The following is a 24,046-nucleotide window of genomic DNA, read 5'->3' on the forward strand; positions in this document are numbered from 1 at the left end:
GCAGGACAAACCAATGCGGGCGGGGCTCAAGCCCGGAGACGATGTCTTTGAAAGCTCAAAGCATCTGGATATTTACGAGCTCCCGCCCGCAACCATCATCGCATAATCCAAACGGACTGGATATTTTCGGAACAAAGAAGGCGGGATCAGGCGGCGCGTTTGCCGTAATAGAGGCCCACGACATGCTCGGCCTGCGCGAAGAACAGCCAACGCGCGGCGAGGATGCCGATGATATGAGAGGGCACGGCGATGAGGCTCGGCCAAACCCCGGGTATGGGCAGGAGCAGCAGCACGCCCGGAATGCCGTAGCCCAAGACAAGCGCGATCAGGCGGAGCTTGGCGGCATGGCCGCGGCCGACCGTGTAGACCATTTCCTTGAGCAGGTAGTTGCTGCCGGTATGGGGCGGCTCGAAGGCGGTGACGCGGCCGCGATTGCCGAGCCCCGTGGCACTGGCCAGCGTCGTGCCGGAACGGGCAAGGGCCCGGTCGCCGACCTGCCAATGCGCGACCTGGAGGGCGGCGGCGAGGACAATCAGGAGACCGGCGAGGCTGGTATGGCCCATCAGCGCCGCGCCACCGCCGAACGACAGCGTGATCAGGTGCAGGGGCGTCAGCCAGGTGTTCCAGCGCGGCACGGTCTTGAGCTGCGCGTAGATCATCGAGGTGCAATAGACCGCGAAAACGCTCAGGCCCGCGCCGAGCCAGCCGATGGGGGCCAGGATCGCCCCGAAGAACACGGCGGCGAAGGCGTGGATGCCCATGACCGCAAGGGCCGCGACCGACACCCAGGCCTCGCGGCTGAGCCAGCTTGTGCGCCATTGGGTAAAGGCCTTGAGCGCGCGCTGCGGATTGCCGAGGTGGAAGGCCGAGGCCATCAGGCCGCCGACGGCCATGGCATAGGCCGCGAGGTAGAAAAAGAAGGCTGTCCAACCGGTTACGGGCGGCAGGCCGAGGCCCAGGAAGACCAGCATTCCGAAGCCGAGGCCGGAGAAGACGGTGAAGATGATGACGGAGGGGGCCGGGTGCATCAGAGTTTCCCGCTTTTCTGCCGCGCATCGGGATCCGGGAACCGGGGTCCGCTTCCCGGGATGTGCTCCAGCGCCTTGTCGAGCCAGCCGAGGAAGCCCGAGGGGGTATCGGCGACGGGCTCAAGGTAGGGGGCGAGGATGTCGAACTCCTGCGCCTCGTCCTGTTTCGGGCGGGGGGGGAGGTATTTGTTGACAGGTTTGGTGCCCTGTTCGGGCATCAGGTCCATGCCACCGCGCTCGGCCACGAGGCGGCTCACGTCGCTCTCGGGGTCGCCCAGATCGCCGAAATGACGGGCCTTGGCGGGGCAGGTCCGCACGCAGGCGGGCACCCGGTCTTCCTCGGGTAAGCTGTTGTTATATATACGATCTACGCACAAGGTGCATTTCTTCATCACGCCTTCCAGCGCGTCCATTTCGCGTGCGCCATAGGGGCAGGCCCAGGCGCAGAGGCCGCAGCCGATGCAGTCGCTCTCATTGACCAGCACGATGCCGTCCTCGACGCGCTTGTAACTGGCCCCGGTGGGGCAGACGGTGACGCAGGGCGCATCCTCGCAATGCAGGCAGGATTTGGGGAAATGGACCAGCTGCGCGGGGGCATTTTCCTGTGTGATTTCATAGGAATGGATGCGGTTGAGGAAGGTGCCGGAGGGGTCGGCGCCATAGGCATCCGTATCCGATAGCGGCGCGCCGTAATTCTCGGTGTTCCAGCCCTTGCAGGAGATCACGCAGGCGTGGCAGCCGACGCAGGTATCGAGGTCGATGACGAGGCCGAGTTTCTTCTCGGTGGATGTGGGCAACTGGGTCATTTTACCTGTGCACCCCCTGTACACCCCCCGATGCGCCCCCCGTACAGACGCGGGCGCGGCGCGCTCATCGAAATCTTCCTCATTTCCCCACCTTCCAGGCCAGATCCTTCGGCCCCTTGCCCACCGGCGATGTGATCGGCGGATAGGCCGGTTGGGCCTCGGCGGGCGCCGGCACCTTCTCGATCTTCACGCGCAGGTCGAACCAGGCGGCCTGCCCCGTCACCGGGTCGGAATTGGCATAGCGCAGCCCGTCGCCGCGTGGCGGCAGAAGCTCGTGGATGATGTGGTTGAGCAGGAACCCCCTGGTGGCCTCGGGCGCGTCTTCGTCCAGCGCCCAGGCGCCCTTGCGCTTGCCGATGGCGTTCCAGGTCCAGACGGTGTTCGCGTTCAGCGCGGCCATGTGCATGACGGGCACCGTGATCTCGCCATGCACCGAGGTCACGCGGACCCAGTCGCCATCGGACAGGCGATGTTCCTCGAAAAGACCTGTCGGCACGTAGAGCGGATTGCGCCCGTGGATCTGGCGCAGCCAGGCGTTCTGCGTGCCCCAGGAATGATACATTGCCATCGGGCGCTGCGTCAGCGCGTGGATCGGGTATTCGACCGGGTCGGCATGGCCATCCTCCAGCGGCGGATACCAGATCGGCAGCGGGTCCATGGTGCGCTTGATGCGACCGCGCAGATGTTCGGGCGGCTGGCGGTCGCCGTGGCCCTCGGCGGCAAGCTGGAAGCGGCGCATCGGCTCCACGTAGAGGTTGAAGAGATAGGGCTGCGGCGCGTCAAAGAGGCCCATGCCCACGGCCCAGTCCTGGTAGGCGGTATTCCACGGCTTGTAGAACTGCGCCTCCTCGGGGATGTGACTGACGAAGAAGCCGCCATTCTCGATGTAGCGGTCGAGCTGGTCGAGGTTGACCTCACCCCGGCCCGTCTTGTCGCCCTCTGGCCCCCGGAACCCCGCCAGCGGGCCGATGCCTGGGCGGCGTTCGTGGTTGGTGATGTAATCGGCGTAATCGGCCCATTTCTGGCTTCCGTCTTCGTTGATGAAATTGGGCAGGCCCAGCCGCGCGCCAAGCTCACACAGCGCCGATTGAAAGCCGCGCACGTCGCGGTCGGGCTCCACCACCGGCCAGCGGATCGCATCCGCCGCCGCGTCGGCCTCGCAGATCGGGCGGTCGAGCAGGCTGATGCAATCGTGACGTTCCAGGTAGGTCGTGTCGGGCAGGATCAGGTCGGCATAGGCCACCATCTCGGAGCTATAGGCGTCGGAGTAGATGATATGCGGGATGACGTAGTCGCCGCTGTCGTCCCTGTCGGTCAGCATCTGCATCACGCCGCCGGTATTCATCGACGAATTCCACGCCATGTTGGCCATGTACATGAACAGCGTGTCAATCTTGTAGGGATCGCCCGCATGGGCGTTCGAGATCACCATGTGCATCAACCCATGCGCCGACATCGGGTTTTCCCAGGTGAAAGCCTTGTCGATGCGGGCGGGGCTGCCATCGGGTTTCAGGGCCAGATCGTCCGGGCCGTGGACAAAGCCCAGATGCGGGCCGTTGAGGGCCTGGCCGGGATTGGTGCCGACATGGGGCTTCGGATGCGCCTCGGGCGGTTTCGGATAGGGCGGCTTGAAACGGAAGCCGCCGGGCACCTCGACCGTGCCGAGGATGATCTGGAGGACATGCAGGGCGCGGGCCGTCTGGAAGCCGTTGGAATGGGCCGAGATGCCGCGCATGGCGTGGAAGCTGACCGGGCGGCCCACCATGGTCTTGTGGGTCTCGCCGCGGAAATCGGTCCAGGGCCGGTCGATCTCGAACGCCTCGTCAAAGGCGGCGCGGGCAAGTTCCGCCGCGATATGGCGGATGCGTTTGGCCGAGATGCCGACACGGTCCGCCACCTGCTCGGGCGCGTAATCGTCGCTGAGGTAGCGCTCGACCATGTGGTGGAAGACGGGCCGATGGCTGATGCCCGCCTTGCGGTAGCTGCCCGCGAGGTCGGGTTTGACGCCTTTCCGGTCATAGGGCGTGCGCTTGCCGGTGGCGCGGTCCAGCACCAGCATCTTGCCGTCCTGATCGCGCATCAGCAGGCCGTAGTCCGGCGATTTCGGATCGCCATTGACCAGCACCGGCGCATTGGTGAAGCGGGCGAGGTAATCGAGGTCGATGCGCCCCGCCTTCATCAGGCAATGAATGAGCGACAGGATGAAGAGGCCGTCGGTGCCCGGCGTGATCCCCACCCATTCATCGGCGATGGCGTTATAGCCCGAGCGCACCGGGTTGACCCCGATGATCTTGGCGCCCCGCTCCTTGAGCTTTGCCAGCCCCAGCTTGATCGGGTTGCTGTCGTGATCCTCCGCGACGCCAAAGAGCATGAAGAGCTTCGAGCGCTCCCAATCGGGCTGGCCGAACTCCCAGAAGGCGCCGCCCATGGTGTAGATGCCGGCAGCGGCCATGTTGACGGAACAGAACCCGCCATGCGCGGCGTAGTTCGGCGTGCCGAAGCCCTGCGCCCAGAAGGAGGTGAAGCTTTGCGATTGGTCGCGCCCGGTGAAGAAGGCGAGTTTCTCCGGCGCGGTTTCGCGGATCGGCTTGAGCCAGCCGACGGCGATTTCCATCGCCTCGTCCCAGGAGATTTCCTCGAACTCACCCGATCCGCGCGGGCCGGTGCGCTTCAGGGGTGCGCGCAGGCGCGAGGGCGCGTTGTGCTGCATGATCCCTGCCGAGCCCTTGGCGCAGAGCACGCCCTTGTTGACCGGGTGGTCGCGGTTGCCTTCGATATAGGCCACCTTTCCGCCCTTCATATGGACGTTGATGCCGCAGCGGCAGGCGCACATGTAGCAGGTCGTCTTGCGCACCTCGTCCGAGACCTTGGGCGAGAGGTCGACCGAAGGTTGCGTTGGGGGCATGGATGGCTCCTGCTCGGGGGATGCGGTTGCGCGGATCGTGGCAAAGGTTGCAAGCCCGTCTCCGAAAAGCAAGCACACTCACCCTGCAAATTTGCACAATCAGGTATCATCGCTTGACCGGGGCGGCTAAGGCCAGTTTCCTGCAAGGGATGAGACCAGAGGAAGGCCCTGCCCATGCACCCTGCCCCGTTCAGAGTGTGGCTGAGTGCCGCTTGCCTGGCGCTCGCGGGGTGCGTGCCGGTATCGGAGGCGACGGCGCCGCGGGCCTGCATCGGGGCCGATGGCACGGCGTCGGCCAGCCGGGCCGTGTTCCAGCCCGGCGCGGTCACGGTCGCCGCCGTGGGCGATGTGCTGATGCATGTGCTGTTGCAACAGGACGCGCGCGAACAGCCGCGCGGCTATGCGGCGCAATTCGCCCATGTCGCGCCATATCTGCGGCTGGCCGATATCGCGGTGGCCAATCTGGAAGGCCCTGCCGCGCGCAATGTCGGCCCCGGCGGGCGGGCGGCCAGCGATCCAGGCACGATCTTCGACGGGACCGTCTATTCCGGCTATCCCGCCTTCAACTATCACCCCTCGCTGATCCCGGCGCTCAGCAGCGCGGGGTTCGACCTGCTGCAAACCGCCAACAACCACGCGATGGATCGCGGGCCGCTTGGGGTGGATCGCACGCTTGAGGCCATCGCCGCCGCCGGTCTGCCCGCCACAGGCACCCGACCCCGGAGCGACCCGGACGGGCCCTGGCATGGCGTGGTCTCGGCGGGTGGCCACCGGATCGCTTTCCTGGCCTGTTCAGTCTCGGCCAACGGCATGGCCGATCCGAACCGCCAGCTGTTGCGCTGCTATCGCGACGAGGCGTCAGTGCTGGCGCAAATCCGCGCGCTTGGCGCCGATCCCGCGATCTCCGCCGTGATCTTCCTGCCGCATTGGGGCGCGGAATATGTCGAGACGCCCGATGCCAACCAGCGCCGTCTTGGCCGCGCCGCGCTGGAGGCCGGGGCCGCCGCCGTGATCGGCACGCACCCCCATGTGCTGCAACCGATTGAACCCTACCGGACCTCGGACGGGCGCGACGGGTTCATCGCCTATTCGCTCGGCAATTTCATCTCGTCGCAATGGCGGCTGAACCAACGCTCCTCGGCGATCCTGTTCTTCGACCTCGTGCCGGGGGCCGGGGGGATGCAGGCGCGCCCGCCCGCGTGGCTGCCCACCCGCGTGACGCGCTATACGTCGGGCGTCGTGGTGCAACCGGCCGAACAGGCGGTGGACGGGCAGGAAAGCACCGCCCATGTCGCCCGCGTCCTGGGCCGCGAGGGGATGCTGAGCCTTGCCGATATCGCGCGGTTGCAGGGCCGCGCGATTTGCACCTCGCCCTGACCTTCATGCTATGGTGGGGTCAGGCGTATGTCAGGTGAAGGGAGTCGCATCATGAAACCCGTCGTTCTTCTGGTCGGCAAATTGCGCAACGTGATCGGGGATGTTCCGAAACACATGGAGGATCTGCCTGTCCGCTGGCTGGGGGCGCATGACCATGCCGAGGTGATGCGCCAGTTGGAGGGGGAACCCGCCATCGCCTGCGTCATCATCGGCGGCAGCCTGGAGGACGGCGTGCGCGGCGACCTTGTGGGCCTGATCGCCAGCCAGCGGCCCGACCTGTGCATCTTCGTCAAGGATCGCGCCTCGGGGCCTGACGCGATGGTGGAGTTTGTGCGTCGCGTCGTGGAAATGCACCTGATCGAGAGCTCTTGGCCGCCCGAGACCTGACGCGAGGGGTGGCCTTGCGCCGCCCTTTCGCCCATGTCAGGCTGATCCACCTCACCAACAGGCCCGGACCACCATGACCAGACCCCCGCTCACATCCGATCGCGCCATGACCGCCCGCGCGGATTTCGCGCCGCTGATCACGGACGCCCGCAACCCCGGCACCGCGCTGGACCTCGATTGGGTCGCCTCGGTGCAGGCCAATACCTCGGCCATCGAACGCCGTGCCGCGACCCTGCCGGGACGGCGCAGCGTGAAGAAGGACTACCAGGCCGCATGGCTGGCGCGCGCGATTTCCTGCATCGACCTGACCACTCTGGCGGGCGATGACACGCCCGGACGGGTGCGGCGGCTTTGTGCGAAAGCGCGCCAACCCGCGCGGGCCGAGATTCTGGACGCCATCGGCCTGCCCGACCTGACCGTCGGCGCGGTCTGCGTCTATCACGACATGATCGCGCCTGCCGTCGAGGCGCTGGAGGGCTCGGGCATTCCCGTCGCCGCCGTCTCCACCGGGTTTCCGGCGGGCCTGTCGCCCTTCCACCTGCGGGTGCGCGAGATCGAGGAGAGCGTCAAGGCGGGTGCCGCCGAGATCGACATCGTGATTTCGCGCCGCCACGTGCTTACGGGCGATTGGCAGGCGCTCTATGACGAGATGAAGACCTTCCGCGCGGCCTGCGGCGAGGCGCACGTCAAGGCGATCCTGGCGACGGGCGAGCTTGGCACGCTGCGCAATGTCGCACGCGCCAGCCTCGTCTGCATGATGGCCGGGGCCGATTTCATCAAGACCTCGACCGGCAAGGAAAGCGTCAACGCCACCCTGCCCGTCAGCCTCGTGATGATCCGCGCCATCCGCGCCTACGAGGCCGCGACGGGGTTCCGGGTGGGCTACAAGCCCGCGGGCGGCATCTCCAAGGCCAAGGATGCGGTGACATATCTGGCGCTGATGAAGGAGGAGTTGGGCGATCCGTGGCTTCGGCCCGACCTTTTCCGCTTCGGCGCGTCCTCGCTGCTTGGCGATATCGAGCGGCAATTGGAACACCACCTGACCGGGAGTTACTCGGCGGGTTGGCGGCATGCGATGGGGTGAGTGAGATGATCACTTCGATTGCCCATCGCCTGATTGAGAACAATCCCAAGAAGGCAGCACGCTTACAGCGCGCGGGCGTATTTTATGATGAGATACGAGAAATGTGTGCGCTGGTAAGAAAGTCACACCGGGATGCAAATCCACAGATCACTGACGATGACATAAATGGGCTCCGGATGCTGGACGAGATGATCCAAGATGATGTCGTCGCACTCTTGAGTGACGGAGACTGAAACAGATGACCATCCCCGAGATTTTCGAGACCATGGACTACGGCCCCGCCCCCGAGAGCGACGCCGAGGCCCGCGCGTGGATCGCCAGGCATGAAGGCCGCTTCGGTCCCTTCATCGGCGGCAGCTTCGCCAAGCCGGGCGAGACATTCGCCACCCGGAACCCCGCCACGGGCGAGACGCTGGCGCAGGTCACGCAAGGCACCACCGAGGATGTGGATGCTGCCGTGAAAGCCGCCCGCAAGGCCTTCCCCGCCTGGTCCAAGCTGAGCGGCCACCAGCGCGCCCGCCATCTCTATGCGCTGGCACGGCTGTTGCAGAAGCATTCGCGCCTTTTCGCCGTGCTGGAGAGCATGGATAACGGCAAGCCGATCCGCGAGAGCCGGGATATCGACGTGCCCCTGGCGCAGCGGCATTTCTACTATCACGCCGGTCTGGCGCAGTTGCGCGATGCCGAGGTGCCCGACCACTCCCCGCATGGTGTCTGCGGCCAGATCGTGCCGTGGAATTTCCCTCTGCTGATGCTGTCCTGGAAGATCGCGCCGGCGCTGGCGGCGGGCAATACCGTGGTTCTGAAGCCCGCCGAATACACCTCGCTCACCGCGCTTCTCTTCGCCGATATCTGCGTCGAGGCGGGGCTGCCCAAGGGCGTCGTCAATATCGTCACCGGCGACGGGGCGACGGGGGCGGCGCTGGTCGATCACCCGGATGTCAACAAGATCGCCTTCACAGGCTCCACCGATGTGGGGCGCAAGCTGCGCGAGGCGACGGCGGGGACCGGCAAGGCGCTGACCTTGGAGCTTGGCGGCAAGTCGCCCTATATCGTGTTCGATGACGCCGATATCGACAGCGCGATCGAGGGGCTGGTCGATGCGATCTGGTTCAACCAGGGTCAGGTCTGCTGCGCGGGCTCGCGCCTTCTTGTGCAGGAGGGGATCGCCGAGGATTTCCACACGCGGCTCAAGGCCCGGATGGCGAAACTGCGCGCGGGCGATCCGCTGGACAAGAGCATCGACATCGGGGCCATTGTCGATCCGGTGCAACTGGACCGGATCAAGGCGCTGGTCGGCGGCAATGAGGACGGTGAGACCCATCACGCCCCCATCGACCTGCCCGCCAAGGGCTGTTTCTACCCGCCGACGTTGATCACAGGACTTTCCTCAGCCTCGCACCTGATGCAGGAGGAGATCTTCGGACCTGTCCTCGTCTCCACCACCTTCCGCACGCCGGGCGAGGCGGTCGAGATCGCCAACAACACGCGCTACGGCCTGGCCGCGACGCTCTGGACCGAGAATGTGAACCTGGCACTGGACGTGGCGCCCAAGCTGGTCTCGGGCGTGGTCTGGGTCAATGCGACCAACCTTTTCGACGCGGCGGCGGGCTTTGGCGGCGTGCGCGAAAGCGGGTTCGGGCGCGAAGGCGGATGGGAGGGGCTGGCGGCCTATCTCAAGCCCGATATCGCGACGAAAGCGGTGAAACCGGCCAAGCCCGCCGATCCCGCGCAAGAGGAATTTACCGGCATCGACCGCACCGCCAAGATGTATGTCGGTGGCAGCCAAGCCCGGCCCGACAGCGGCTATTCGCGGCCCGTGACCTCGCCCAAGGGCAAGATCCTGGGCCATGTCGGCATTGCCAACCGCAAGGATCTGCGCAACGCGGTCGAGGCCGCGAACAAGGCCGCCGGGTGGGGCAGGACCACCGGGCATCTGCGCGCACAGATCCTCTATTTCATGGCCGAGAACCTGTCGGCCCGCGGGGGTGAGTTTGCCTCCCGGATCAGCGATCTGACCGGCGTGACGGCCAAGACGGCGATGGCGGAGGTCGAGATGAGCCTCGACCGTCTCTTTACCTATGCCGCCTGGGCCGACAAGTTCGACGGGGCCGCCAAGACGGTGCCCATTCGCGGCGTGGCGCTGGCGATGAACGAACCGGTCGGCACCATCGGCGTCTTCTGCCCGGACGAGGCGCCACTGCTCGGGCCGATCTCGCTCATGGCGCCCGCCATTGCGATGGGCAACCGGGCGATCCTGCTGGCCAGTGAAAGCGCGCCGCTGGCCCTGACCGACCTCTACCAGGTGCTGGACACCTCGGACCTGCCCGGCGGAGTCGTCAACATCCTGACCGGACCGCATGGCGAGTTGGCCGCGCAGATGGCCGGTCACATGGATATCGACGCGGTCTGGAGTTTTTCCGCAGCCGACATTTCCAGGACCATCGAAAGGGGCGCCGCGGGCAACCTCAAGCGGACCTGGGTCAATCACGGGCGCAACCCCGACTGGACCACCCCGGCGGGCGAGGGCAAACGCTTCCTTCAGGCCGCGACCGAGGTCAAGACGATCTGGGTGCCCTACGGCGAATAACGGGCATCGCGCGGCTGAAGAGTCGCGCGATGGGCCCGCCCCTGCCCCCGCGACGGACCAGCCATGTCGGTCCAGTCCTGCGGGGTCGCAGCGACCGTCCGAATCAAATGTGCGGGCCGTCCGTGGTGGGGCGGGGCGCGTGGCTCGGGGCGATGCCAGGCCAGCCGGTGTTCAATCACCCCCGCTGCCGGATCGCAACCAGACTGCTATTTTCAGCAACATGATGAGGCGTCGGTTGCCCTCGATCCGGCACCCCGCTAATCCGGGGCGCATGAGAATCCTGCGCGATTACCAATATGCCTTGCCCGAAGATCGCGGCGCCGCGGTTGCCATCGGCAATTTCGACGGCGTGCACCTGGGCCATCAGCATGTGATCGACCAGGCGCGCCACCGGGACATGCCGCTTGGACTGCTGACCTTCGAGCCGCATCCACGCCAGTTCTTCGCGCCAGACAGCCCACCCTTCCGGCTAATGAATGCCGAGGCACGGGCGAACCGGTTGCAGAAACTGGGCGTCGATATCCTCTATGAGCTGCCCTTCAACGCGGCGCTGGCCGGGCTGACGGCGGAAGCGTTCGCGCGCGAGGTTCTGGCCGAGGGGCTTGGCGTGAAGCGGGTCATCGTCGGGGCCGATTTCTGTTTCGGCAAGGGCCGGGCCGGCACTGTCGGGATGCTGAGCGCGTTCGGGCAGGACATGGGGTTCGACGTCGATGTCGTGCCGATCAAGCATGGCGATCTGGGGGCGATTTCCTCGACCAATATCCGGCTCGCGCTGAGCGAGGGGCGACCGCGCGACGCGGCCTCGATGCTTGGCCACTGGCACCGTATCGAGGGACCGGTGGTCCATGGCGAGAAGCGCGGGCGCACCCTGGGCTACCCGACCGCCAATATGGGCCTTGAGGGGCTGCACCTGCCGAAACTGGGCGTCTATGCCGTCATCGTCGATGTCCGCGACGGGGCGCATCCCGGCACCTATCATGGCGTCGCCAGCCTCGGCGTACGGCCCATGTTCGGGGGCGAGGTGCCGAACCTTGAAACCTTCCTCTTCGATTTTTCGGGCGACCTTTACGGCTGTGACCTGTCGGTGGCGCTGATCGACTACCTGAGACCGGAGATGAAATTCGATGGGCTCGACGCGCTGATCACGCAGATGGATGCCGATAGCGACACGGCCCGCGCGATCCTGAAGGCGCTGCCATGAGGCGGGAGTTCTGGCGTCACGTGCCGATGGCGAAGATGACGGAAGAGGAGTGGGAGGCGCTCTGCGATGGCTGCGGCAAGTGCTGCCTCAACAAGCTGGAGGACGAGGACAGCCGGGAGGTCGCCCTGACCTGCATCGCCTGCCGCCTGCTGGACGATAGCACCGCGCGCTGCGGCCAATACGAGATCCGCAAGACGCTGGTGCCCGATTGCATCCAGCTGACCCCCTCGACAATGGGCGACGTGGCCTATTTCATGCCGGAAACCTGCGCCTACCGGCTGCTGCATGAGGGCAAGCCCCTGCCCCGCTGGCATCCGCTGATCACGGGCGATCCGGAAAGCGTGCATCGCGCCGGGGTCTCGGTCAGGGGGCGCACGGTGCCCGAGTTCGAGGTGCCGGAGGAAGACTGGGAAGACTACATTATCGAGGAACCGGGAACATGATGTTTGCATCCGACAATATGGGGCCCGCCGCGCCCGAGATCATCGACGCGATCGCGCGCGCCAATGAGGGCCACCACATGCCCTATGGCAACGACCCGGTCACACCGGAGGTTGTGGAGGCTGTCCGGGTCCTCTTCGAGGCGCCCGAGGCGGCGGTGCATCTTGTGGCGACCGGCACGGCGGCCAATGCGCTGGCGCTGGCGACGCTGGCCAATCCCTGGGACGGCATCTTCATGCACCGCGTCGCCCATGCCGAGGAGGATGAGTGCGGCGCGCCCGAGTTCTATACCGGCGGCGCCAAGATGGTGCTGGTGGACGGCGAGAAGGGCAAGATGACGCCGGAGGGTCTGAAGGCGGCCATTGCCAGAACCGGCGACAAGGGCGTGCATGGTGTGCAACGCGGGCCGGTCACGATCACCAATATCACCGAAGTCGGCTCGCTCTACACGCTGGACGAGATCCGCGCGCTGACGGACGTGGCGAAATCCTACGGGCTGAAGACGCATCTCGACGGCGCGCGCATGGCCAATGCCTGCGCGGCACTCGGCTGCACCCCGGCGGAAATGACCTGGAAGGCGGGCATCGACGCGGTCAGCTTCGGCGGCACCAAGAACGGCTGCCTGGGGGTTGAGGCGGTGATCTTCTTCGATCCCGCGCAGGCCAGGGAAACGGAACTGCGGCGCAAGCGGGGCGGGCATCTCTTCTCCAAGCACCGGTTCCTGTCGGCGCAGATGCAGGCCTATGTCGCGGACGGGTTGTGGCTGCGGCTGGCGGAACAGGCGAATGCGCGCTGCGCGGAGCTGGCCGAGGGCATCACCGCCCTGCCCGGCGCGCGGATCGAGGCGGAGCCGCAGGGCAACATGATCTTCGCGCATCTCCCGCGCGGTGCGCATAAACGGGCGATGGAGGCCGGGGCGAAATATTATCTCTTTCCATTCGATGTCTCGCTGGACGGGCCCGAGGATGAGCTGATCCGCTGCCGGTTCGTCTGCGACTGGTCCTGCACGCCGCAATCGGTTCAGGATCTGTTGGGGCATTTCCGCGGGTGAAGCGGCTGGCGGGATGAACCCCGCCCTACGACGATTGCAGATGGGCCGCGATGGCGGCGGCGACCGGTTCGGGATGGGTGATCGGGGCCATGTGACCGGCACCCGGAATGCTGCTGCGGGTCGTATCGGGGATGGCGACCTGCATCCGGTCGAGGATATCGGTGATGACGGGTTGGCAGTTTTCGCCCGAGACCAGCAACGTCGGGGCGGTCACTTGCCCCAATCGCGGGACCAGCCCGGCGCTGTCCCCGAACAGCGCGGGCCTCGACGCGGCGATCAGGTCAATCCGGTCAACCATGTAAGCGCGCTGCGCTTCCGGCTGGGCATCAAAATCACCGCCGGTGCCCCATTGGTCCAGGAAGCCGCGCGTGGCGGCGGCGTTGTTGCCCTGCGCCACGGCCTCTTCGAGCGCCAGTTGTATGTCCAGTTGCGTCTCGAAACTCGGGGCTCCCCTGGCGGCGGCAAAAAGCACCGGCTCGATCAGGGTCAGGCTGCGGACGCGATCCGGCATTTCGATGGCCAGCCGCAGCGCCAGGGTCGCGCCGAAACTGTGGCCGATAGCGTCGAGCGGACCCGCGGGCAGATGCGGCAGGACGGCGCCGAAGCACTGATCATGCAGGTCGCGCGCAGGGTCGAGGTCGGGGCCGTCGCCATGGCCGACGATATCGGGCGCGGTCAGGTGCAGCCCCCCCGGCAGACGCGCCGCCACGCCCTTCCACGCGGAGCCCTGCGCCAGCGAGCAATGCAGCATCAACACCTCGCGCGGGCCGTCGCCCCAGTGCCGGACGCCGTCGCTCACAGCTTGCCGGACAGGTGCAGGTCGAGATCGTCCAGCCGGTCCTGGCCCCAGAAGCGCTCGGAGCCATCGACGATGTAGAAGGGCACGCCGAAGACACCGGCGCTGACAGCGTCTTCAAGGTTGCGGGCGTATTCCTCGGCGGCGCTGAGCATACCCTTGTCTGCCAGATCGGGATCGAAGCCATTTGCCTCCAACGCGGCGCGGATCACCCCGGCCTCGGCGATGTCCTTTTCCTCGGCCCAGACCGCGCGGCCAAGGGCTGCGACCAGCCCCGCAAGATCGCCTCCGCCCGCTTTCTGCGCCGAGATCAGCGCATAGCAGGCCGGGGCCGGGTTGGTCGGCCAGAACATCGGTTTTTGGTTGAGCGGCAGCCCCGTCCTGGCCGATTGGCGGCGCAGTTCCTGCAAGCGGTAGGCCTGGCGCGACGGGTGGCGATCCTTGGGGGGCGTGCCGCCGGTGCGCGAAAACAGCCCCATCACATCGAGCGGCTTGTAGGTGATCTGCGCGCCATGCGTCTCCGCGATTTCCGCGGCACGGGTGCCGGCGAGGTAAGAATAGGGCGACAGCGGGCTGAGATAGATGTCGATATGGGCCAATTTGACCTCCCGTTTGGACTTTCCCGGACCGTAGCCGGATGCTATCGGGTGTCAACGTTTCACCCCGCTGCCACGAGGGACCGCGCCCCATGCCCGCCACAGACCCCAAGCTTATCTCCGGCAATGCCAACCGCCCGCTGGCCGAGGCCATTGCCCGCCGAATGACGCTGCACCGGGGCATGTCCGTGGGGCTGGTCGACGCGCGGGTCGAGCGCTTCAACGATCAGGAAGTCTTCGTCGAGGTGTTCGAGAATGTGCGCGGCGAGGATATGTTCATCATCCAGAGCACCTCGAACCCCGCCAATGACAACCTGATGGAACTGCTGATCATGGCCGACGCGCTGCGCCGGTCCTCGGCGGCGCGCATCACCGCCGTGATCCCCTATTTCGGCTATGCGCGGCAGGACCGCCGCACCAAGGCGCGCACGCCGATCTCGGCCAAGCTGGTCTCGAACATGATCGTGCGCGCGGGCATCGAACGGGTGCTGACGCTGGACCTGCACGCGACCCAGATCCAGGGCTTTTTCGACATTCCGGTCGATAACCTCTATGCCTCGCCGGTTTTCGCGCTGGATATCCTGCACCATTTCCACGGCCAGATGGACGAGATCATGGTGATCTCGCCCGATGTCGGCGGCGTCGCGCGCGCGCGCGAATTGGCCAAGCGGATCAATGCACCGCTTTCCATCGTGGACAAGCGCCGCGAGAAGGCGGGCGAAGTGGCCGAGATGACCGTGATCGGCGATGTGAAGGGCAAGAAATGTATCATCGTCGATGACATCTGCGACACTGCCGGCACGCTGTGCAAGGCCGCCGAGGTGCTGATGGAACAGGGTGCCGCCGAGGTTCACGCCTATATCACCCACGGCGTCCTTTCCGGCCCCGCGCAGAAACGGATCACGGAATCGGTCATGAAATCGCTCGTGATCACCGATTCGATCGAGGCCACGGCGGCCACCCGCGCCACGCCCAATATCCGCATCGTGCCGACCGCGCCGATGTTCGCGCAGGCGATCCTGAACACCTGGAACGGCACCTCGGTGTCGTCGCTCTTCCAGGACGAGACCCTGGCCCCGATCTACGAGGGCATGTATTCGCGCTGAAGGCGCCTGCGCTACTCCTCGCGGATCCGGTCCATCGCCCATCCGACGGAGAACCCGTGCAGGATGGTGGACAGCAGGATCACCAGCCCGACCAGCGACCAGAGTTGCGCCTCGTTCACGAATTCCAGGTGGCTGGCCGCGTAGCAGAGGTAGTAGATCGAGCCGATCCCGCGCACGCCGTAGATCGACACGACGGCCCGGCTGCTTGTATCCAGCGGCGTGCCGATCAGCGAGACCCACCCGGCCAGCGGTCGGATCACCACCAGAAACAGCAGCGTCAACCCGACATGCGCCCAGGTCAGATCGGCGAAGAGCATCGGCAGCACGGTGCCAAGCCCGACAAGCAGGATCGCGGTCAGCGCGTGTTCGATGGACTCGGAGAAATCGTGCAGCCGGCGGTGATACTCGTGGCCCTCTTCGACCCGGCGCAGGGTCAGCCCCATCACGGCGACCGCGATGAAGCCGTAGCCTTCGACCAGTTCGGTCGAGCCGTAGCACAGCAGAACGCCCGCCAGGGCAATAACGCCGGTGCCGGTTTCGGCCAGGATAAAGCGCCGGGGCACGTGGAACAGGACCAGGGCAAGCCCCCTTGCCCCGACCCACCCCATCGCCGCGCCAACCACGATCCGGTAGAGCACATCGCGCAGCAGCCAGTCCACCGCCCATGCCGACGGGTTCAGCCCCTCGGCGGCGACGATGAGGCCGAGATAGACGAAGGGAAAGGCCAGCCCGTCATTCAGGGCCGCCTCTGTCGTCAGGGTGAATCGGACCGGATGTTCCTCGCCCTCCTGCGGCGGGCCAACCTGCACATCGGCGGCCAGCACCGGATCGGTGGGGGCCAGCACCGCGCCGAGCAGGATGGCGCCCCCCACGGTCAGCCCCTCCAACCCGATCCCCAGCAGCATCACCGACAGGATCGTGAGCGGCATCGCCACCCCCAACATGCGCGCCGTCGGCCCCCATTTTGCCAGCGGCCTGAGGCTGTCCAGCCGCATCCCCGCGCCGAACAGCGCCATGATCACCGCCAATTCGCTGACCAGTTCCCAAATCAGCGGGGACTCGCGCGGATCGGGTGGCAGCGGCATCCCCGGCACCAGCATCGCCGCGCCCGCCCCGAAGAGGATCATCAGGGGGGCCGAGGCCGGTTCGCGGTCGGATACCATCCGTGGCAGCCAGCGCGCCAGGATCACCACGATGCCGATGACCGCCAGCGCGACGTGATAGGGGTTGAGACCGAAGAACGGGTCGTCATGCATGGGCGAATGTCACCTTGATTGCGGCGCGAATGAACGCCCTAGCTTATGGGTGAACGTCCCGATGCGCCTATAGGGTCCATTGCGCCTTGTCCGAATTACTCAGGCGGCAGCGCGGAATGGGAGTGGCTGGACATACCCCGCCTCAATAAAGATCCCAGTCATCCTCGTGCAGCAATTCGCCAATCGCCATCCAGTCGGCGCGGACGCGGGCGATCTTGCTGTCTTCCCAGGTGCGGAACACAAGCTCGAACCCGTCGCGGCGCACGTTCTGCGCGCGCAGGTCCACCCGGTGATTGGTGCTGATATCCATGTCCCACATCGAGAGCGAGACATGCACCATGGGCGGCGCGCGATACTTGTCGGAAAACCGTACCGGATGCCACGCCTCGCGCGGGCCGGTGCCGGTCCACATGTCGCCGCCGGTGTCAAAATCCTCGAACATCACTTCGCTGCCCTGCGCGATGCCGATCAGGTTGTTTCTCAGACGTTTCATTCACACTTCGCTTCTGCTCGGCCCGTAACCTGTCAAAGGAATGCGGCGGCAATAGGGAAAGTTCCCGCCACGGACCAGACAGAAAAACGCCCCGCCGGGCAAGCCAGCGGGGCGTCTTGGGGGTTTGGGCAGGACCGGCAAGCCGGGCTTACTCCATGTCTTCCATAAGCTGGACCAGGTCGGCGACGAATTTCTCCGCTCCGTCCTTGTGCTCGGCCTCGGCCTTGCTGGCGGCCTCTCGCGCCTCCTCCAGAACCGGGGTCAGGTCGTCCTTGGTCACTTCATCGCCCGCATGGGCGCGCTCGGCGATGACCGAGACGCTGTCCTCGGTGATCTCGACGAAACCGGCGGTGACGACATAGCTCTTGTCGCCGCCCGAGGCCTGGACCCGGACGATGCCGGGGCGCAGGGTCGAGATGACGGGGCTGTGGCCCGGCATCGCGGTCATGTCGCCATCGGTGCCCGGTAGCTGCACGGCACTGGCCTCAAACGAGGCCAGGCGGCGTTCCGGGGACACGAGGTCGAACTGGATGGTATCGGCCATCGGATACTCCTTAGGCGGCTTCTGCGGCCAGGCGCTCGGCTTTCGCGATCACTTCGTCGATGCCGCCGACCATGTAGAAGGCCGCTTCGGGGAAGTGGTCATACTCGCCGGCAACCACGGCCTTGAACGAGGCGATGGTTTCCTCCAGCGGCACCTGCACGCCGTCCGAGCCGGTGAAGACCTTGGCGACGTCGAAGGGCTGGCTCAGGAAGCGTTCGATCTTGCGGGCACGCGACACGGCCAGCTTGTCGTCTTCGCTGAGCTCGTCCATGCCGAGAATGGCGATGATGTCCTGCAAGCTCTTGTAGCGCTGAAGCACCTGCTGCACGTCGGTCGCGACCTTGTAATGCTCCTCGCCGATGATCAGCGGATCGAGCAGGCGCGAGGTCGAGCCGAGCGGGTCCACCGCCGGGTAGATGCCCTTTTCCGAGATCGCACGGTCCAGAACGGTCGTCGCGTCGAGGTGGGCGAAGGACGTGGCCGGGGCCGGGTCGGTGAGGTCGTCCGCAGGCACGTAGACGGCCTGGACCGAGGTGATCGAGCCCGAGCGGGTCGAGGAGATGCGTTCCTGCATCGCGCCCATGTCGGTGGCCAGCGTCGGCTGGTAGCCCACGGCGGAGGGGATACGGCCCAGAAGCGCCGACACCTCGGACCCGGCCTGGGTGAAGCGGAAGATGTTGTCGACGAAGAACAGCACGTCCGAACCGGTATCGTCGCGGAACTGCTCGGCCAGGGTCAGGCCGGAAAGGGCCACGCGCATACGCGCCCCCGGCGGCTCGTTCATCTGGCCGTAGACCAGCGCGATCTTGGATTCGGAGAGGTTGTCGGGAACGATCACGCCGGATTCGATCATCTCGTGATAGAGGTCGTTGCCCTCACGGGTCCGTTCCCCCACACCGGCGAACACGGACACGCCCGAGTGCACCTTGGCGATGTTGTTGATCAATTCCATGATCAGAACCGTCTTGCCAACGCCGGCACCGCCGAAGAGGCCGATCTTGCCGCCCTTGGTATAGGGGGCCAGCAGGTCGATGACCTTGATGCCGGTGGTCAGGATCTCGGTCTCGGTCGACTGTTCCTCGAAGGAGGGCGCATCGCCGTGGATCGGGCGGCTCTCGGTGGCATCGACCGGGCCCTTTTCGTCGACCGGCGCGCCAACGACGTTGAGGATGCGGCCAAGCGTTGCGTTGCCGACGGGCACCGAAATGGGCGCGTCCTGGTCGATGACCTCCGCGCCGCGCACCAGACCTTCGGTCGAGTCCATCGCGATGGTGCGCACGGTGTTCTCGCCCAGATGCTGCGCGACCTCAAGGACCAGATCCTTGCCGTCATTCTGGGTGATCAGGGCGTTCAGGATCTCCGGCAGGTGATCCTCGAAATGCACGTCAACGACGGCGCCGATGACCTGCGTGATTTTGCCGACTGCGTTTGCCATGTCGTTTCGTCTCCGGTTCTTAGAGCGCTTCAGCGCCCGAGATAATTTCGATCAGCTCGTTGGTGATGACGGCCTGACGGGTGCGGTTGAACTGGATCGTCAGATCCTCGATCATCTCGCCCGCGTTGCGCGTGGCATTGTCCATCGCCGACATCCGCGCGCCCTGTTCGGACGCGCCGTTTTCCAGAAGCGCAGCGAAGATCTGGGTGGCCACACCGCGCGGCAGCAGGTCTTCCAGGATCGCCTCTTCCGAGGGTTCGTAATCGTAAAGCGTGCTGGTCCCGTCGGCATCATCCTCGAACACGGCGGGGATGATCTGCGTCGCGGTCGGGATCTGCGTGATCACGGATTCGAACCGGTTGAAGAAGATCGTGGCAACGTCGAATTCCCCGGCATCGAAACGCTTGAGGATATCGCCCGCGATCTCGGCGGCATTGGCATAGCCGATGCGCTTGACCTCGGACAGGTCGACATGGGCCACCATCAGGTCGCCATAGTCGCGGCGCAGCTGTTCGCGCCCCTTCTTGCCCACGGTCAGCAGTTTCACGGTCTTGCCCGCGCCCTGCAGTTCCGCGATCTGGCCCCGCACCTTGCGCACGATGGTCGAGTTGAAACCGCCGCAGAGGCCGCGTTCCGAGGTCATCACCACCAGAAGGTGCGTGTCCTCGGACCCCGTCCCCGTCAGCAGACGCGGCGCGGAATCGGAACCGCCGACCGACGCGGCGAGCCCGCCCATGACGGCCAGCATCCGTTCGGCATAGGGACGGCTGGCCTCTGCCGCTTCCTGCGCCCGGCGCAGTTTCGCGGCAGCGACCATTTGCATCGCCTTGGTGATCTTGCGGGTCGATTTGACCGACGAGATCCTGTTTTTCAGATCCTTGAGGTTTGGCATTGCCTGGCCCCCTTATGCGAAGTCAGAGGCGTATTCGTCGAGCGCGGCCTTGATCTTGTCCTCAAGCTCACCTTTGACCTTGCGGTCATTGTTGGTGATGTCGTCCAGCAGGTCCTGGTGCTTGCCGCGCAGATGCGACAGCAGCCCGGCCTCGAAGCGGCCCACCTCCTTGACGTCGACCTTGTCGAGATAGCCGTTGGTGCCCGCGAAGATGACGCAGACGATCTCGGCGTTGTTGAGCGGCGAGTATTGTGGCTGCTTCATCAGCTCGGTCAGACGCGCACCGCGCGACAGCAGGCGCTGCGTGGCGGCGTCGAGGTCCGAGCCGAACTGCGCGAAGGCCGCCATTTCACGATACTGGGCAAGGCTCAGCTTGACCGGGCCGGCGACCGAGGACATCGCCTTGGTCTGCGCCGAGGAGCCGACGCGGGAGACCGACAGACCGGTGTTCACGGCGGGGCGGATGCCCTGGAAGAACAGGTCGGTTTCCAGGAAGATCTGGCCGTCGGTGATCGAGATCACGTTGGTCGGGATAAAGGCCGAGACGTCGCCGCCCTGGGTTTCGATGATTGGCAGCGCGGTCAGCGACCCGGCACCGTGATCCTCGTTCAGCTTGGCGGACCGTTCCAGCAAGCGCGAGTGCAGGTAGAACACGTCGCCCGGATAGGCTTCGCGGCCCGGCGGACGGCGCAGCAGCAGCGACATCTGGCGATAGGACACGGCCTGCTTGGAGAGGTCATCGTAGATGATCAGCGCGTGGCGGCCATTGTCGCGGAAGAACTCGGCCATCGAGGTGGCCGCATAGGGGGCCAGGAACTGCATCGGCGCGGGGTCGGATGCGGTGGCGGCCACGACGATGGAATATTCCATCGCGCCGCTTTCCTCCAGCTTCTTGACCAGCTGCGCCACGGTCGAGCGCTTCTGCCCGATGGCGACATAGACGCAGTAGAGCTTCTTCGACTCGTCGTCGCCCGCCGCTTCGTTATAGCTTTTCTGGTTCAGGATCGTGTCCAGCGCCACGGCGGTCTTGCCGGTCTGGCGGTCGCCAATGATCAACTCGCGCTGGCCACGGCCGATCGGGATCATCGCGTCGATGGCCTTGAGGCCGGTCGCCATCGGCTCATGCACCGATTTACGCGGGATGATGCCGGGGGCCTTCACGTCTGCGACGCGGGTTTCCGAGGCGTTGATCGGACCCTTGCCGTCGATCGGGTTGCCGAGGCCGTCCACGACCCGGCCCAGAAGCTCGTCGCCCGCCGGCACCGACACGATGGAGTTGGTGCGCTTGACGGTGTCGCCTTCCTTGATGTCCCGGTCCGAGCCGAAGATCACGACACCAACGTTGTCGCTTTCCAGGTTCAGGGCCATGCCCATGATGCCGCCCGGAAACTCGACCATCTCGCCGGCCTGGCAGTTGTCGAGGCCATAGACGCGGGCAATACCGTCGCCAACGCTCAGCACTCGGCCAACTTCTGCAACTTCCGCGTCCTGACCGAAGCTTTTGATCTGCTCTTTCAGGATCGCAGAGATCTCGGCTGCTTGGATACTCATTTATCCGACCTCTTTCATGGTGTTCTGGAGAGAGTTGAGCTTGGAGCGGATCGAGGTGTCGATCATCTTCGAGCCCACTTTGACAACAAGACCGCCGATGATCGCCTCATCCACGGTCGCATTCAGTTTCACGTCCTTGCCAATCGCGGAGGCCAGCGACTTCGTCAGCTTCTCGGATTGGGTCTTGGTCAATGCCTTGGCCGAGACCACGTCGGCGACAACCTCGCCCTTGTGATCGGCAATCAGGCCGCGCAGCGTACGGGCCAGCGCGGGCACCACGAAGAGGCGGCGCTTGGAGGCCATCAGTTTCAGCGTGTTGGCCAGGATGTCGCCCAGGCCCATCGCCTTGGCGACGGCACCGATACCGGCCTGCATCTGGTCGCGGCTGTAGATCGGGGAATTCAGCAGGTCGCGCAGGTCGCCGCTCTCGGCCATCGCGGCCTCCAGCGTGTCCAGGTCGCCTTCCAGCGCGGGCAGGGCGTTTTCCTCCTGCGCAAGTTCAAACACGGCGGTGGCATAGCGCTTGGCAATGCCGGAGGAGATCGAAGCTGGTTCGGACACGTCCACCCTTCCGTTCTAGTGGCCGGGATCACGTCCATGACATGCCCGGCGGTTCGTTGGATCAGAGCGGAACTGTCCCCCCGCCCATGGAAATCGCGCAGGATGTAGCAGAGGTGCCTTGGACCTGCAACATAAAGGGGCATCCGGATGGTCGCGCGTTTCCGCCCTGTTTTTATAGGGATCGGGGCGCGTGCGCCAGACTGCGACCGTTTGAAGCTTGCGCGAGACCGCCGATTTCCTGTGGATAACTGCCCGAGTCACCGGCTGTCGCGGCGGGCGGGCTGCGGCGCCCCGTCGAGGATGCGCAGGGGCCTTCGCACCCGTTCGGCCAGTCCGGGGCGGGTCGGCGCATAGCTGCGCTTGCTCGCCTCCAGCATGATCACACCGCCCGCCGTGCTGTCCGACATCTTGCGGCCCATGCGTTCGATCATCTCGGCGCTGCGCAGCCAGAACCGGCCTTCGCGGGGCGGCGCGAAGAGGGCCGCGCGGTTGCGCTGCGGCTCGAACCCATGGCTGCGCAGCTGCGCTTCCAGCTGGCCCAGGGAATAGGGCCGCCCGAAGCCGAAGGGCGTCGCGTCGCGCCGCGCCCAGAGCCCGCTGCGGTTGGGCACGATGAAGAGCGCGCGACCACCCGGCGCAAGCACCCGGTAGCATTCCTCCAGCACCGCGTCGGGATGCTGCGAGGTCTCCAGCCCGTGCAGGCAGATGAGCTTGTCCGCCATGCCCGCAGGCAGGGGCCACTTGGTTTCGCGGCACAGGACCGAGACATTGTCGCCCCCCGGCGGCCAGGGCATCACGCCTTGCGCCCCCGGCATCAGCGCCAGGACCCGCGCCGCATTGTCCAAGTAGGGCCGCATCAGCGGCGCAGCAAAACCGAAGCCCACCACCGCCTCGCCCCGCGCGTCGGGCCAGAACGAGACCACCTGATCGCGCACCGATTTCTGCGCGGCACGGCCAAGCCGGGTCCGGTAATAGAACTGGCGCAGGTCCAGAACGTCGAGATGCATTGCAACCCTTCCAGCTTTGGGCGACCCTTTGCACCCAAGCTAAGCACAGCCGGAGGATTAATCCATGCCCCTTGAGATCGTGACCGTGCCCTGCCTGTCGGACAATTACGCCTACCTGGCCCATGACCCTGACACCGGTGCCACCGCCGTTGTCGATGTGCCCGAGGCAGGCCCGATCAGGGCGGAGCTGGACCGGCGCGGCTGGCAGCTTACCGACATCCTGATCACGCATCACCACTGGGACCATGTCGATGGCGTGGCCGAGCTGGGGCAGGCAACGGGGGCCGCGACCTGGGGCAATGCGGCGGATGCCGGGCGTCTGCCGCCCCTCACCCATGCGGTCGAGCCCGGCGGCGAAGTCACGATCGGGTCCGAGACCGGCGAAGTGCTGGATGTCCCGGGCCACACGATCGGCCATGTCGCGTTTCATTTCCCCGCCTCCAGGGCCGTTTTCACCGCCGACAGCCTGATGGCGCTTGGCTGCGGGCGGCTCTTTGAGGGGACGCCGGAGCAGATGTACAAGAGCCTTGGCCACCTTGCCGCCCTGCGCCCGGAAACACAGGTTTATTCCGGCCATGAATACACCGCCGCCAACGCGAAATTCGCGCTGACTATTGAACCGGAGAACGCGGCGCTTATCTCTCGTAGCGAAGCAATTGCTGCCGCGCGCGAGGCGGGGCAGCCCACCGTTCCCTCCAGCCTGCGCGACGAACTGGACACCAATCCGTTCCTGCGCAGCCACGTTTCCGAGATCAAGTCGCGGCTCGGGATGCAGGCCGCTTCTGAACCCGAGGTCTTTGCCGAAATTAGGGCGCGGAAAGACAATTTCTGACGCCGTTGCCGCAAAACCTCGCACCTGCTGCAAATTTCCTTCACCCTGGAAGGCATGACGCGGCGATAATGAAGAATTGATAAGAAATGGCTTGAACTGCGGCGAAG

The 24,046-nt window shown here is 65.6% G+C and carries 23 protein-coding genes; 10 read left to right on the forward strand and 13 right to left on the reverse strand.

The annotated features are described in order from the left end of the window. Positions 1–146 precede the first annotated feature (146 nt). The 3 genes from AC13C7_RS07985 to AC13C7_RS07995 all read right to left on the reverse strand — a co-directional run bounded on the left by AC13C7_RS07985 (position 147) and on the right by AC13C7_RS07995 (position 4,739). A complete protein-coding gene (locus tag AC13C7_RS07985) occupies positions 147–1,028 on the reverse strand; it encodes a dimethyl sulfoxide reductase anchor subunit family protein (protein ID WP_482867152.1) in 882 nt (293 codons plus the stop codon). Further along, positions 1,028–1,834, reverse strand: a complete 807-nt coding sequence (locus AC13C7_RS07990) for a 4Fe-4S dicluster domain-containing protein (RefSeq protein ID WP_482867153.1) — start codon at positions 1,832–1,834, stop codon at positions 1,028–1,030. The genes AC13C7_RS07985 and AC13C7_RS07990 overlap by 1 nt, the downstream gene beginning before the upstream one ends. Before the next feature lie 79 nt (positions 1,835–1,913). Then, a complete protein-coding gene (locus AC13C7_RS07995; protein WP_482867154.1) occupies positions 1,914–4,739 on the reverse strand; it encodes a molybdopterin oxidoreductase family protein in 2,826 nt (941 codons plus the stop codon). A 174-nt stretch (positions 4,740–4,913) separates the two neighbouring features. On the opposite strand from AC13C7_RS07995, the gene AC13C7_RS08000 reads away from it, so the two are divergent. From AC13C7_RS08000 to AC13C7_RS08035, 8 genes are all read left to right on the forward strand, one after another. Continuing rightward, positions 4,914–6,116: a CapA family protein gene (locus AC13C7_RS08000; RefSeq protein ID WP_482867155.1), complete on the forward strand. Its 1,203-nt coding sequence runs from the start codon at positions 4,914–4,916 to the stop codon at positions 6,114–6,116. A gap of 51 nt (positions 6,117–6,167) precedes the next feature. Then, positions 6,168–6,503 carry a hypothetical protein gene (locus AC13C7_RS08005; protein WP_474887211.1) on the forward strand — a complete coding sequence of 112 codons (336 nt, stop codon included), beginning with the start codon at positions 6,168–6,170 and terminating at the stop codon, positions 6,501–6,503. Positions 6,504–6,609: 106 nt separating this feature from the next. Then, complete coding sequence (gene deoC / locus AC13C7_RS08010; protein ID WP_172320853.1) at positions 6,610–7,587, forward strand: deoxyribose-phosphate aldolase; 978 nt, start codon at positions 6,610–6,612, stop codon at positions 7,585–7,587. A gap of 5 nt (positions 7,588–7,592) precedes the next feature. After that, the gene (locus tag AC13C7_RS08015) at positions 7,593–7,820 is read left to right on the forward strand and encodes a hypothetical protein (protein WP_172320802.1); all 228 of its coding nucleotides are present in this window, start codon (positions 7,593–7,595) and stop codon (positions 7,818–7,820) included. A gap of 5 nt (positions 7,821–7,825) precedes the next feature. Further along, entirely contained in the window at positions 7,826–10,177 is a 2,352-nt protein-coding gene (locus AC13C7_RS08020) for an aldehyde dehydrogenase family protein (protein WP_482867156.1), read from the forward strand. A gap of 271 nt (positions 10,178–10,448) precedes the next feature. Next, positions 10,449–11,378, forward strand: coding sequence for a bifunctional riboflavin kinase/FAD synthetase (locus AC13C7_RS08025; RefSeq protein ID WP_482867157.1), 930 nt, complete (start codon positions 10,449–10,451; stop codon positions 11,376–11,378). Then, positions 11,375–11,821 carry a YcgN family cysteine cluster protein gene (locus tag AC13C7_RS08030; RefSeq protein ID WP_474887205.1) on the forward strand — a complete coding sequence of 149 codons (447 nt, stop codon included), beginning with the start codon at positions 11,375–11,377 and terminating at the stop codon, positions 11,819–11,821. The genes AC13C7_RS08025 and AC13C7_RS08030 overlap by 4 nt, the downstream gene beginning before the upstream one ends. Beyond that, positions 11,818–12,870 (forward strand): threonine aldolase family protein, encoded by a 1,053-nt coding sequence (locus AC13C7_RS08035; RefSeq protein ID WP_482867158.1) that lies wholly within the window; start codon positions 11,818–11,820, stop codon positions 12,868–12,870. The genes AC13C7_RS08030 and AC13C7_RS08035 overlap by 4 nt, the downstream gene beginning before the upstream one ends. 25 nt (positions 12,871–12,895) lie before the next feature. Here the strand turns inward: AC13C7_RS08035 and AC13C7_RS08040 are convergent, their stop codons facing one another. Together AC13C7_RS08040 and AC13C7_RS08045 are read right to left on the reverse strand one after the other, a co-directional pair. Continuing rightward, entirely contained in the window at positions 12,896–13,669 is a 774-nt protein-coding gene (locus AC13C7_RS08040) for an alpha/beta fold hydrolase (RefSeq protein ID WP_482867159.1), read from the reverse strand. Next, complete coding sequence (locus AC13C7_RS08045) at positions 13,666–14,265, reverse strand: DsbA family protein (protein ID WP_482867160.1); 600 nt, start codon at positions 14,263–14,265, stop codon at positions 13,666–13,668. The genes AC13C7_RS08040 and AC13C7_RS08045 overlap by 4 nt, the downstream gene beginning before the upstream one ends. Before the next feature lie 89 nt (positions 14,266–14,354). On the opposite strand from AC13C7_RS08045, the gene AC13C7_RS08050 reads away from it, so the two are divergent. Continuing rightward, entirely contained in the window at positions 14,355–15,368 is a 1,014-nt protein-coding gene (locus tag AC13C7_RS08050; protein ID WP_172320809.1) for a ribose-phosphate pyrophosphokinase, read from the forward strand. A gap of 11 nt (positions 15,369–15,379) precedes the next feature. Here the strand turns inward: AC13C7_RS08050 and AC13C7_RS08055 are convergent, their stop codons facing one another. From AC13C7_RS08055 to AC13C7_RS08090, 8 genes are all read right to left on the reverse strand, one after another. Then, complete coding sequence (locus AC13C7_RS08055; RefSeq protein WP_172320810.1) at positions 15,380–16,624, reverse strand: cation:proton antiporter; 1,245 nt, start codon at positions 16,622–16,624, stop codon at positions 15,380–15,382. Between the two features lie 142 nt (positions 16,625–16,766). After that, positions 16,767–17,117: an H-type lectin domain-containing protein gene (locus AC13C7_RS08060; RefSeq protein WP_172320811.1), complete on the reverse strand. Its 351-nt coding sequence runs from the start codon at positions 17,115–17,117 to the stop codon at positions 16,767–16,769. 148 nt (positions 17,118–17,265) lie between these two features. After that, a complete protein-coding gene (locus AC13C7_RS08065; RefSeq protein ID WP_172320812.1) occupies positions 17,266–17,661 on the reverse strand; it encodes a F0F1 ATP synthase subunit epsilon in 396 nt (131 codons plus the stop codon). Between the two features lie 10 nt (positions 17,662–17,671). Beyond that, positions 17,672–19,096, reverse strand: coding sequence for a F0F1 ATP synthase subunit beta (gene atpD / locus AC13C7_RS08070; RefSeq protein ID WP_172320813.1), 1,425 nt, complete (start codon positions 19,094–19,096; stop codon positions 17,672–17,674). Between the two features lie 19 nt (positions 19,097–19,115). Beyond that, positions 19,116–19,988, reverse strand: a complete 873-nt coding sequence (locus tag AC13C7_RS08075) for a F0F1 ATP synthase subunit gamma (RefSeq protein ID WP_474887196.1) — start codon at positions 19,986–19,988, stop codon at positions 19,116–19,118. Between the two features lie 12 nt (positions 19,989–20,000). Next, a complete protein-coding gene (gene atpA, locus AC13C7_RS08080; protein ID WP_172320815.1) occupies positions 20,001–21,539 on the reverse strand; it encodes a F0F1 ATP synthase subunit alpha in 1,539 nt (512 codons plus the stop codon). Continuing rightward, entirely contained in the window at positions 21,540–22,106 is a 567-nt protein-coding gene (locus tag AC13C7_RS08085) for a F0F1 ATP synthase subunit delta (protein WP_172320816.1), read from the reverse strand. A 251-nt stretch (positions 22,107–22,357) separates the two neighbouring features. Then, a complete protein-coding gene (locus AC13C7_RS08090; protein WP_172320817.1) occupies positions 22,358–23,107 on the reverse strand; it encodes a class I SAM-dependent methyltransferase in 750 nt (249 codons plus the stop codon). A gap of 64 nt (positions 23,108–23,171) precedes the next feature. Here AC13C7_RS08090 and gloB point away from each other — a divergent pair, with 64 nt between their 5' ends. Beyond that, positions 23,172–23,939, forward strand: coding sequence for a hydroxyacylglutathione hydrolase (gene gloB, locus AC13C7_RS08095; protein ID WP_482867161.1), 768 nt, complete (start codon positions 23,172–23,174; stop codon positions 23,937–23,939). Positions 23,940–24,046: the final 107 nt, after the last annotated feature.

It is taken from the genome of Alterinioella sp. B-7, from assembly GCF_056857775.1.